Genomic DNA, 11445 nt, shown 5'->3' with positions numbered 1-11445 from the left:
AGGCCGAGGATCGTCAGGCCGGGGATGAGGAACTTGAAGATCGTGATCGCCGAGTTGGCGCGCGCGAACACCTTCACGCCCCAGTAGTTCAGCAGGAAGTAAATGACCACAAGCACTGCGGAGAGCAGCAATCCGGGCATCGTCAGTTCGCTGTTGACGAACAGGTTGTGCGCCCATTCGTACGGCCACGTGCTCATGTACTGGATCGAAGCCTCGGCCTCGATCGGAATCACCGACACGATCGCAATCCAGTTAGCCCATGCGCTGATGAAGCCGACCAGCGCGCCGTGCGAGTAGCGCGCGTAGCGCACCATGCCGCCCGACTCCGGAAACATCGCGCCGAGTTCCGCGTAGGTCAGCGCGATCGCGAGAATCACCACTGCGCCGATCACCCATGCGCACAGCGCCGCAGGGCCCGCAATCTTGGCTGCCTTCCAGGCGCCGAACAGCCAGCCGGACCCGATGATCGAACCGAGTCCCGTCAGCATCAGCGCAAATGGGCCGATGTGACGTTGAATTGAACTTTTCACGTCTTCTCCTGTGTCGACGGGATTAAGCGCTGCCGCGCCTCCTTCCGTCCCATACAACATCGTTACTATCTGAAAGCACGCCACTGCCGCATGAGGCAAGGTTTGAAGTCTTGACCAGGACTAGGGCATGCAGCGGGCGGCCGCGAATTCGATTGCAGGTTGTGCCAAGTGCAACCGGGCCGCGCGCGGGGCGTAGTTTAACGGTTGCACCGTTCGATTGCAGTCAAAATGCGTTGGCGCCCTACAAAAAAATCGCGGAAATAGCAAGCTTTGTAAGCAATCTGGGGTGTATATGTCCCCACTAACCGGCGGAGTTTTGCAGATTACGGTTGACCTTCTCTCGAAATGCCCGTATAAAGAACGGGCAGGATTTCAAGCGGCGAGTGAATTGGTTCTTTCGTAGTTCGCCCATCAACGGTACTCCGGTTGGTCCCATTACCCTTCCTTGATTTTCATGCACCCTCGGGTTAGAGCTGTTTTGGCTTTGGCCTTATTCACCATTTTTAGGAAAAAGTAATATGGAAACCGGTACCGTCAAGTGGTTCAACGACGCTAAGGGCTTTGGCTTCATCACGCCGGACGGCGGCGGCGAAGATCTGTTCGCGCATTTCTCCGAAATCCGCGTCGAAGGCTTCAAGACGCTGCAGGAAAACCAAAAGGTTACCTACGACGTGAAGACGGGCCCGAAGGGCAAGCAAGCCGCTAACATCAAGCCGGCCTAAGCTTCGCTCCTGTACGGAACGCAAAAAACCCCGCCTCGGCGGGGTTTTTTATTTAATGGCGGGTTAATCCGAATATCGGTGTATCGCGTGAATTCTTTACCGAAACACACGTCGAGCATGAATGCCCAATCCGGTTGCGACACTCGCGAGCCGGTCGCCAAAAACGGGACGCGCGTCGGAAAATGCGGCCGCGAGCGCGCCCGACAAGAACGCAAGCCCCGTGGATCCGCCCGTGAAATACAACGCGTCGACGTCGCGCGGCGCCACGCCCCCCCGTTGCACGGTATCGCGCGCGGCCTGGACGATGCGCTGCGTCTCGTCCTTGCCCGCAACAATCAGTTGCGCCTCGTCGAACGCGAGACGCAAATCTTCCTCGACGACTTCCAGGTCGATCAGCGTCTCGCCGCCCGCCGCGACGCCGATCTTCGCCTCTTCCGCATGCGCCGCAAGCGCGTGGCCAAGGCGCCGCTCGACGACACGCATCAGCCGGTCATGATGCCGCGTGTCCGAATACAGATGGCGCATCAAGCCGAGTTCCGACACCCGCTTCGGCGTATAAACCGTGTTGATCAGATGCCAGGTGGCGAGGTCGAAATAAATCCGGTTGGGCACTTCGCGGCCCTCCGGATCGAGCGACTGATAGCCCAGCTCCCGCAGAATGGTCGCGAGTTCCACGCGCCGGTCGAAGTCCGTTCCGGCGACATGCACGCCATGGTGCGCGAGCACGTCGTCCTTGCGCTCGAGCCGCTTCATCCGCTCCGGGCCCACGCGTACCAGCGAGAAGTCCGATGTGCCGCCGCCGATATCCGCAACCAGCACCAAGGCCTCTTCCGTCAGATGCGCTTCGTAATCGAACGCGGCGGCAATCGGTTCGTACTGGAAGTGAATTTCGCCCAGACCGACTGAGCGCGCCGCCGCTTCCAGCTGCTGCTGCGCGAGCAGATCGGCGCGCGGATCATCGTCGACGAAGAACACGGGGCGTCCGAGCACTGCGCGTCCGATCGGCGCGCCTGCCGCCTGCTCCGCGCAGCGCTTCAGATGCGTGACGAAGATCCCGATCACATCGGTGTACTTGATCGCAGAACCGTCGCCAAGATCGGTTGTGGTATCGGCGAGTGGCGAGCCGAGAATGCTCTTCATCGAGCGCATCAGCCGGCCGTCGAAACCGTCGATATACGCTTCGAGCGCCGCGCGGCCGTAGTCGCGCGAATTTTCGTCGGTGTTGAAGAAGACGGCAGTAGGCAGCGTGGTGTAGTCGCCCTCGACGGGCGCCAGCTTCAACGACGCCTGTTCACCCGGCGGGCCGCCCACAGGTACGGCAACTGCCGAGTTAGACGTGCCGAAGTCAATCGCGCAATAGGTCATGGCAGGTTTCGGCGCTCGCGCTGCCGCGCACAGAAAGAGGACCGGCTTTGTAACATGAAAGCAGTGACATCATCAACCGGAGCGCGCCGCGCGCGCTGCCGTCATTGCGGAACGCAGTTTGCTTGACGGGAGGGTCGCGCGGCGCAGCGATGAATCCGACAGGATACGCTGTTCGGCAACCCGCTTACAGAGTCTTCCGATGACGCCGCACGCTCGCGCCTCGCTCATTCGGCCGCTCATTTGCACAGACACACAGGAGACCCGATGCAAGAACCCTCCGCCGCCGCGGTTCGCACCGATTCGACAGCTATCGTCGAAACCGATCTGCCATCGCGGCTCGACCGGTTGCCTTGGGGCCGCTTCCATACGCTGATCGTCGTCGCGCTCGGCGTGACGTGGCTGCTCGATGGCCTCGAGGTCACGCTCGCGGGTTCCGTCGCGGGCGCGTTGAAGTCGAGCGCGGTGCTGCGCTTGTCGAACGCAGATGTCGGGCTGGCGGGCAGCGCGTACATCGCCGGCGCGGTGCTGGGCGCGCTCGGCTTCGGCTGGCTGACCGACCGGCTCGGCCGGCGCAAGCTGTTCTTCATCACGCTCGCGTTGTATCTGGCCGCCACGGCGGCAACGGCATTTTCCTGGAATCTCACGAGTTTTCTGGTGTTCCGGTTTCTGACGGGCGCGGGGATCGGCGGCGAGTACACGGCGATCAACTCGACGATCCAGGAGTTCACGCCCGCCCGCGTGCGCGGGCATACCGATCTCGCGATCAACGGCACGTTCTGGGTCGGCGCCGCGCTAGCCGCGCTCGGCTCGCTGGTGCTGCTCGACCCGCACGTGCTGCCCGGCGACTGGGGCTGGCGCGCGTGTTTCTTCATCGGCGCGGTGCTCGCGCTCGCGATCCTGCCGATGCGCATGTGGATACCCGAAAGCCCGCGCTGGCTGCTGACGCACGGCAAAGAAAAAGAGGCGCGCTCGATCGTCGAAGGCATCGAGGGGAGGTTTCGCGCGAACAACCACGCGCTCGCCGACGACGCGCTCAGGCGCCTGCGTCTGCGCGCCCGCGAGCGCACGACGTTGCGCGAAGTGTTGCACACGCTCTTCATGCTGCATCGGCGACGCGCGTTGGTCGGCCTGTCGCTGATGACGGCGCAGGCGTTCTTCTACAACGCGATCTTTTTCACCTACGCACTGGTGCTGACGGATTTCTATCAGGTGCCGGGCGACGACGTCGGCTGGTACATCCTGCCGTTCGCGCTGGGCAATTTTACGGGGCCGCTGTTGATCGGCCGGCTGTTCGACGTGATCGGCCGCCGCAAGATGATCGCCGCGACCTACGCACTGTCGGCGATCCTGCTGACGCTCAGCGGATACCTGTTCGAGCAGCAGTTGCTCACCGTCACGACCCAGACGATCGCGTGGATGGTGATCTTCTTCTTTGCGTCGGCGGCGGCAAGCTCGGCGTACCTGACCGTCAGCGAATCGTTTCCGCTCGAAATCCGCGCGCTCGCGATCGCCGTGTTCTATGCGTTCGGAACGGCGCTCGGCGGCATTGCGGGACCGGCGCTCTTCGGCCGGCTGATCGATACGGGGCAGCGCAGCGAAGTCTTTTCGGGCTATCTCGTCGGCTCGGCGCTGATGCTGGCCGCAGCGGTGATCGCGGCGATCTGGGGCGTCGATGCGGAACGGCGGCCGCTGGAAACCGTGGCCGCGCCGCTGTCGGCAATCGACGGTGACTGATGGCGGCGGCACAAAAAACGCGGCCGTCGGGCCGCCTTGCGTCGTCACACGAAGGGGAACCGGCGTGCGCTCAGAACGCCTTGTTCCACGCTCCCGCATAAGCGATGTCGCCGAGGGGCACACGCGTGCGCGCCGCCTTTTCGCGTTCGCGCAGCACGGGATCGAGCTTGGCCATGTCGCCATAGTGCGCGAGCGAAATCATCGCGATCACCTCGACGTCTTTGGGCACCGAGAACGCCTTGCGGAATGCGTTGACGTCGAAGCCGCTCATCTGATGCGCGGCAAGACCCAGCGCGTGCGCCTGCAACACCAGCGACATCGCTGCCGCGCCCGCATCGTACGGCGCGCAGCGATTCACTTCACCCTTCGACGTCAGCGTGTGCGCCGTCACGCAGATCAGCACCGACGCATTGGCGTTCCAGCCCTGATTGAACGGCACGAGCGTATCGAACGCTTTTCTGAATGCGACTTCGTCCGTCGAGCGGTCGAACACGATGAAGCGCCACGGCTGCATGTTGTACGACGAAGGCGCCCAGCGCGCCGCCTCGAGCACCGCGCGCAACTGCTCGCGGCTCACCGGCTCGTTGGAATACGCTCGCGGGCTCCAGCGGCCAGCGATCAGGTCATGAATGGAAACGTCGGTGGGTGCGGGTTTGTTGGTCATGCGCATCTCTCGGTCGAAATTCATGATCGGCGGGCGGTGGCCCGGCGGGTTCCTAGGATAACCGAGGCGCCCCCATCGCGCCTTGCATGTCGCTGAGATGCAGTGCGGGGACGTATAAGAAAACGCGCGCCGCGGCCATTCAGCCACGGCGCGCGTTCGTGCGCTTCGAGAACGCTCCGCAATCGCGATGCGTCAGATCGGCTGTGCCGCCACGCTGCGTTCGCCGCGGTTGATCCGCAGCACGATGACCGACGCGACGATGCACAAGCCGCCCGAAATCATCGACGCCACCGTGTACGTGCCGAGACTCGCGCGCAGCATGCCCGCGCCGAGCGCCGCGAATGCCGCGCCGAGCTGGTGGCCCGCGACGACCCAGCCGAACACGACGGGCGCCGAGTCCTTGCCGTACACATCCGTGGCAAGACGCACGGTCGGCGGCACGGTGGCGATCCAGTCGAGGCCGTAGAACACCGCGAAAAGCGGCAAGCCGAAAAAGTCGATCCCAAACGCGTGCGGCAGATAGATCAGCGACAGCCCGCGCAGCCCGTAATACCAGAACAGCAGCACGCGCGCGTTGAAACGGTCCGACAGCCAGCCCGACAGCGTCGTGCCGAACAGGTCGAAAATGCCCATCGCCGCGAGCAGCGACGCGCCCTGCACTTCCGTCATCCCGTAGTCGCCGCACATCGCGATCAGGTGCGTGCCAACATAGCCGTTCGTGCTCGCGCCGCAAATGAAGAAGCTGAAGAACAGCAGCCAGAAGTCGCGCGTCTTGCTCGCCGAGGCCAGCGTGCCGAACGCAATCGCCAGCGGATTCTGCTTGCTCATATCCAATTTGACGGGCGCGTCGGCGGGCTCGCCGAACGGGCGCAGCGCCATGTCGGCGGGACGCTCCGGCAGCAGGAACGCGACCAGCGGCAGCACGACGGCGGCGGCCGCCGCGACCGTCCACACGACGGGCCGCCAGCCATGATGCTGTGCGATTGCCGCGAGCAGCGGCAGGAACACGAGCTGACCCGTCGCCGAACTCGCCGTGAGCATGCCCATCACGAGGCCACGATGCGTCGTGAACCAGCGGTTCACCACCGTTGCCGACAGCGTTAGCGCCGCCACGCCCGTCGCGCCGCCGACCATCACGCCCCACACGAGAATCATCTGCCAGGGATGCGTCATCAGCGACGACAGGCCGACGCCCGCCGCCATCGTGCCGAGCGCCGTCAGGATGGTCGGGCGCACGCCGAAGCGCTGCATCGCCGCCGCCGCGAACGGGCCCATCAGACCGTACAGCGCGATATTGACGGAAATCGCCAGCGAGATCGTCGCGCGGCTCCAGCCGAAATCATGTTCGAGCGGTACCATCATCACGCTCGGCGTCGCGCGCGTGCCGGCCGCCGCCAGCAGTACGAGGAAGACCACCGCCACGGCCAGCCACCCGTAGTGGAAGCGCCCACCAATCATTCTTGCTGCCCAGTTCATCGGTTCTCCATTCAATTCCTGCCTCGGACATCGACCTCCGTCGACACCCGATTGCATCTGATTGTTACCAGCTTCGTAAAGGATTTGTGACTGACCTGTCACAATCGGTGTTGCGATGTTAGTTACCGATCGGTAACATGTCAAGGTGTCTGATTCGTCGATCAAGAGACCATGGCCAATTCCGAAACCGCGAAACCCGCGCCGAGCCGCCGTGCGCAGACGGCTGGCTCCGATGCGCAGCAACACCTGTTGCGCGCCGCCGCCGAGCTGTTCTACCGGGAAGGCGTGCGGGCCGTGGGCGTCGATGCCGTCGTCGAGCGCGCGGGCGTCAACAAGATGAGCCTGTACCGCCAGTTCTCGTCAAAAGACGATCTGGTGGTCGCGTATCTCGAGCAGTCAGACGAGCAGTTTTTCCGGCGCGTCGAGGAAAGCTTCGCGAAACATCCGGGCGAGCCGAAAAAGCAGATCGTGCAGTATTTCGAGGATCTGGCAGAACGGGCGTCGAAGGATGACTACCGAGGCTGTCCGTTCGTCAATGTGTCTGCGGAATTTCCGGACCCTTCGCATCCCGCGCGGCTATGCGTGCTGAACAACAAGACGAAGCTGATGCAGCGCTTGAACGAAATCTGCACGGCGGCGGGCGCGCGCGATCCGGGTGAGCTGGCGAATGGGCTCGCGCTGCTGATCGAAGGGATCTACGCGTCGAGCCAGACGTATGGTCCGGGCTGCGGGCCGATCAAGGTTGCGCCGTTGGTCGCCGCGCAGCTTGTCGCGCAGGCATGCGGTGATGCGCCGGTAAAATAGCGGTTTTGCTCTCGCTGCAAGCACCACCATGTCCTCGACGCTCACCGATTCGCACGACACCATTCTCGCCGCCACGCGCCACTGGCTGACGCAGGCGGTGATCGGGCTAAACCTGTGCCCTTTCGCGAAGGCGGTGCACGTGAAGAATCAGATTCGCTACGCGATCAGCGAAGCAACCGATATGGAAGGCGTGCTCGCCGATCTGGAAACCGAGCTGCATACGCTGGTGCAAGCCGACCCCGCCGATATCGACACGACGCTGCTGATCATCCCGCGCGCGCTCAGCGATTTTCTCGAATACAACGATTGCCTCTTTTTCGCTGACCGGATGCTCAGACAAATGCGTCTGGAAGGCACGTTGCAGATCGCGAGCTTCCACCCGCGCTATCAGTTCGAGGGCAACGGCCCCGACGATATCGAGAACTACACGAACCGCGCGCCCTACCCGATCCTTCATCTGCTGAGAGAAGCGAGCATAGCGCGCGCAGCGGACGCCTTTCCGGATGCAGCCGACATCTACGAACGCAACGAGGAAACGATGCGCCGTCTCGGTCTGGCGGGCTGGCAAAAGTGGATGAGCGAGCCGGCAAAAGGCTGACCGCCCAGCGCCCGCAACCCGTCACGCCTCGGCGTAAAAGCGCTCGCGCAGTTCCGTGATGCCGAGCGCTTCCATCACTTCATTGAGCCGCTCGGCGGGACGCCGGCGCGGCAAATCCTTGTACGTGGCGATGATGAGCTCGTTCTTCATCGAGTGCTCCCATCCCACCAGTTCGGTCACGTTGACCTGATAGCCGTGCGCCTCCAACTGGAGGCAGCGCAGCACGTTGGTGATCTGACTGCCAAACTCACGCGTGTGCAACGGATGCCGCCAGATCTCCGTCAGCGCACTGCCGAGCGACTTGCCCTTGTTCTTGCGCAGCACGCCCGCCACTTCCGCCTGACAGCACGGCACGACGACGATGTATTTCGCGTGCTTTTCCAGCGCGAAGCGGATCGCGTCGTCGGTGGCCGTGTTGCACGCGTGCAGGGCCGTGACGATATCCACGTTGGCGGGCAGCTTGTCCGAAACAATCGACTCCGCCACTGATAAATTCAGAAACGACATACCTTTGAAGCCGAGCCGGTGCGCCAGCTCCTCCGACTTCGCCACCAGTTCCTCGCGCGTCTCAATGCCGTAGATATGCGAGTTATCCCGCAGTTCCTTGACGAACAAGTCGTAGAGAATAAAGCCAAGGTAGGACTTGCCCGCGCCGTGATCGACGAGAGTCAGTTCACCCTTCGTCTCTTTCAGGTCCTTGAGCAGCGGCTCGATGAACTGGAACAGGTGATAGACCTGCTTGAGCTTGCGGCGGCTGTCCTGATTCATCTTGCCGTCGCGCGTGAGGATATGGAGTTCCTTCAGCAGTTCGACGGACTGGTTAGGACGAACTTCGTAGGTTTTGCTGGACATCGAATGAACACGCCCCCGAATGCATCGCGAACGTGCGTCAGGTGACGGAAGTAGGGAAAAGTGTCTGTCAGTTTACCCAAACCGCGGAGGAGGGTCCCAGTTCCTTCGCGTCGACGGCAACCCCAAACCCTGGCTGGAACATTTCGTGCAGCAAAACGGCCGACCTCCGGATCACACGGAAAAGCGTCGCACCGGCAGTCGTCTGTCGCGGGCGAAGGAAAACGAAAGCTCGCGGGATGCATAACGAAAGACAAGCTACCGGCCGCGGCAACGTCGAGACGCGGCAGAAGCGGCCGATACGCGTGGGGGAGGTCGAACCGGAACACGAGTTCGAACGTTACGTAACCTGAGACGCGCCGGGACTGCGACGAAGCGCGCTCAGATCTGATGAGGCGGCAAATGGATACGACACCCAACGGAAACGCCGAGCAGAAGTTTCAGGAACTCATGGCGAAACTGCTGGCCACCCCCGAGTGGACTGAGAAGCAGCAACTCGAACTCGAAATGGCGCGCGACATCTCGGTCGAGATGCTGCGCCTCGCGGAACTCATGCGCGACGGCAGCGTCGATCTCGAGACGTGCCTTACGCTGCTCAAATACGCGAAAGTGCTCGACTTCGTCATGACGACGCTCGCATCGCGACGCGACATCAAGCCTCAGACGCTACGCGTCATCTTCAAACTGGCGGGACTCAAGGTCGACGAAGCCTATCCGGGCTGAATCCGTCAACGGCTGCGCGCCCGTTTCGCGCAGCCGCAACCCGCCGCCCGTGCGGGTTGCGGCCCGTGCCGGCGCGCCGGGCCCTGCGCGCTGCTCCCTTTGCCCGGGTCCAGCTTGTACCGCCTTCGCTCCGAGGGCTTCTAATCGTGGCTTCCAGAATCAAGCGGCGGGGGCGCCGACGGGCGGCGTGCCGTCATGAAACATCGACTTCAGCTGCGCGCGCAGTTCCGGCGTGTCACTGTGTTTGTGCGCCTGGATCGCGTGCGCGACGGCCGCTTCGAGCAGCTCGTTTTCAGAATCCGCGGCAAGCGCGACCGTGCAGTTGATGTCGCTCGGGCATTCGCGGCAATCGATGTATTTGCGGCCCATGACAAACTCCTCAGATCAAAGGCGTCGAGCGCAATGCATGCGCCGCAGCGACCTCGCCGAGTGTATCGGCGAAGCCTGGTAGCGGCGGTATGCGTGAGTTGTGCGCGACAGGAAGGCGCAGCGTGCGCCGGAACCGTAGGTGTGTGAGAAAAGTATAGGTCGCGTCTGCCATGCGGCAGCGCCTGTCGCCGTGGCGTGCCGTGTCGGCCGCATCGGGCATCGGGCCGTGTGCTTGCCCCGCTGTTTGCCGCGCCTGTGGGCGGGTGGGACAATACCGGCCTTCGCAGCGCGTCCCTCTCCTCTCCGCACGACTTGCACTCGATGTCGAATCCGCACCAACACACGATTGATCACACCCGGGTTGCCATTATCGGCGGCGGCCCTTCGGGGCTGATGGCCGCCGAGGCGCTCGCGCTGGGCGGCGTGCGCGTCGACGTGTACGACGCGATGCCTTCCGTCGGGCGCAAGTTTCTGATGGCGGGCAAAGGCGGAATGAACATCACGCACTCGGAGCCGATCGAGCCGTTTCTCAGCCGTTACGGCAAGCGCCGCGCCGACATGGCGCCGCTGCTCGACGCGTTCGGCCCCGATGCGTTGCGCGCATGGCTCGTCGAGCTTGGCATCGATACGTTCGTCGGCAGTTCGGGCCGCGTGTTTCCGACCGACATGAAGGCCGCACCGATGCTGCGCGCCTGGCTGCATCGGCTGCGGGAATCGGGCGTGCGTTTTCATATGCGGCACAAGTGGATCGGCTGGGCCGCGTCTGCATCGGCCGATGCGCATGGCCTCCGGTTCGCGACACCCCAAGGCGAATCCGAAGTGCAGGCGGATGCAGTCGTGCTCGCGATGGGCGGCGGCAGTTGGGCGCGCCTCGGCTCCGATGCCGCGTGGGTGCCGTTGGTCGCGCAGCGCGACGTGCCCGTCTCGCCGCTGTTGCCCGCGAACTGCGGCTTCGATGCCGACTGGCGCGACTACTTCAGCGAGCGCTATGCGGGCCAGCCTGTGAAGCCCGTTTCGATCTCTGTCGAAAGCGTGGACGGCACAGTCCAAGAGCGACAAGGTGAGTTCGTCGTGACCTCGACGGGCATTGAAGGGAGCCTCGTCTACGCGCTTTCGTCGACGATCCGCGACCGTTTGATGGCCGACGGCGAAGTGACGCTTCGTCTCGACCTCGCGCCCGGACTGAGCGCGCAGCGCGTGGCGGACGAAGTGACGCGGCCGCGCGGCTCGCGCTCGATGTCGAGCCATCTGCATGGCCGGATCGGCATCACGGGGGTGAAGCTGGGCCTGCTGCACGAATGCCTGTCGAAAGAAGCGTTCGCCGACGCAGCGACACTCGCGCAAGCGATCAAGTCGCTGCCATTGCGGCTGACGCGCGTGCGGCCGATCGACGAAGCGATCAGCAGCGCGGGCGGCGTTCCGTTCGAAGCGCTCGACGGCACGTTGATGATCCGGCAACTGCCCGGCGTGTTCTGCGCTGGCGAGATGCTCGACTGGGAAGCGCCGACGGGCGGCTATCTGCTGACTGCGTGTTTTGCCAGCGGTCTCGTGGCTGGGCGGGGCGCACTGGGTTACATCGGGGCTTCGCCGCGCTGAACGGTTTGCGGCTAC

General features: G+C 63.4%; 12 protein-coding genes. 6 read left to right on the top strand and 6 right to left on the bottom strand.

Features of this window, described 5'->3' with window-relative positions; all coding sequences use genetic code 11:
- Window positions 1–530, bottom strand: a 530-nt coding sequence (locus J8I87_RS34460; RefSeq protein WP_209936749.1) for an APC family permease, incomplete at its 3' end; no start/stop codon positions are given.
- Between the two features lie 518 nt (window positions 531–1048).
- Between J8I87_RS34460 and J8I87_RS34455 the strand changes: the two genes are divergently transcribed.
- Complete coding sequence (locus J8I87_RS34455; RefSeq protein WP_054918658.1) at window positions 1049–1252, top strand: cold-shock protein; 204 nt, start codon at window positions 1049–1051, stop codon at window positions 1250–1252.
- A gap of 96 nt (window positions 1253–1348) precedes the next feature.
- Here J8I87_RS34455 and J8I87_RS34450 read toward each other — a convergent pair whose 3' ends face one another.
- Window positions 1349–2617: an Hsp70 family protein gene (locus J8I87_RS34450; protein WP_209936748.1), complete on the bottom strand. Its 1269-nt coding sequence runs from the start codon at window positions 2615–2617 to the stop codon at window positions 1349–1351.
- 264 nt (window positions 2618–2881) lie between these two features.
- On the opposite strand from J8I87_RS34450, the gene J8I87_RS34445 reads away from it, so the two are divergent.
- Complete coding sequence (locus J8I87_RS34445; protein ID WP_209936746.1) at window positions 2882–4351, top strand: MFS transporter; 1470 nt, start codon at window positions 2882–2884, stop codon at window positions 4349–4351.
- Window positions 4352–4421: 70 nt separating this feature from the next.
- Here the strand turns inward: J8I87_RS34445 and J8I87_RS34440 are convergent, their stop codons facing one another.
- Together J8I87_RS34440 and J8I87_RS34435 are read right to left on the bottom strand one after the other, a co-directional pair.
- Entirely contained in the window at window positions 4422–5015 is a 594-nt protein-coding gene (locus J8I87_RS34440; protein ID WP_209936745.1) for a nitroreductase family protein, read from the bottom strand.
- Between the two features lie 192 nt (window positions 5016–5207).
- A complete protein-coding gene (locus tag J8I87_RS34435; RefSeq protein WP_209936744.1) occupies window positions 5208–6491 on the bottom strand; it encodes an MFS transporter in 1284 nt (427 codons plus the stop codon).
- 171 nt (window positions 6492–6662) lie between these two features.
- Here J8I87_RS34435 and J8I87_RS34430 point away from each other — a divergent pair, with 171 nt between their 5' ends.
- Window positions 6663–7295: a TetR/AcrR family transcriptional regulator gene (locus tag J8I87_RS34430; RefSeq protein ID WP_209936743.1), complete on the top strand. Its 633-nt coding sequence runs from the start codon at window positions 6663–6665 to the stop codon at window positions 7293–7295.
- A 28-nt stretch (window positions 7296–7323) separates the two neighbouring features.
- Window positions 7324–7893, top strand: a complete 570-nt coding sequence (locus J8I87_RS34425) for a DUF1415 domain-containing protein (protein WP_209936742.1) — start codon at window positions 7324–7326, stop codon at window positions 7891–7893.
- A gap of 21 nt (window positions 7894–7914) precedes the next feature.
- Here J8I87_RS34425 and J8I87_RS34420 read toward each other — a convergent pair whose 3' ends face one another.
- Complete coding sequence (locus J8I87_RS34420; RefSeq protein WP_209936741.1) at window positions 7915–8745, bottom strand: class I SAM-dependent methyltransferase; 831 nt, start codon at window positions 8743–8745, stop codon at window positions 7915–7917.
- Window positions 8746–9144: 399 nt separating this feature from the next.
- Here J8I87_RS34420 and J8I87_RS34415 point away from each other — a divergent pair, with 399 nt between their 5' ends.
- Complete coding sequence (locus J8I87_RS34415; RefSeq protein ID WP_209936739.1) at window positions 9145–9465, top strand: DNA-binding protein; 321 nt, start codon at window positions 9145–9147, stop codon at window positions 9463–9465.
- Between the two features lie 159 nt (window positions 9466–9624).
- Here the strand turns inward: J8I87_RS34415 and J8I87_RS34410 are convergent, their stop codons facing one another.
- Window positions 9625–9834 (bottom strand): DUF1059 domain-containing protein, encoded by a 210-nt coding sequence (locus tag J8I87_RS34410; protein WP_209936738.1) that lies wholly within the window; start codon window positions 9832–9834, stop codon window positions 9625–9627.
- A gap of 321 nt (window positions 9835–10155) precedes the next feature.
- Between J8I87_RS34410 and J8I87_RS34405 the strand changes: the two genes are divergently transcribed.
- Window positions 10156–11430, top strand: a complete 1275-nt coding sequence (locus J8I87_RS34405; protein WP_209936737.1) for a TIGR03862 family flavoprotein — start codon at window positions 10156–10158, stop codon at window positions 11428–11430.
- Window positions 11431–11445: the final 15 nt, after the last annotated feature.

Source organism: Paraburkholderia sp. LEh10, assembly GCF_017814945.1.
GTDB lineage: Bacteria > Pseudomonadota > Gammaproteobacteria > Burkholderiales > Burkholderiaceae > Paraburkholderia.
This window is presented reverse-complemented; position numbering and strand designations above follow the sequence as displayed.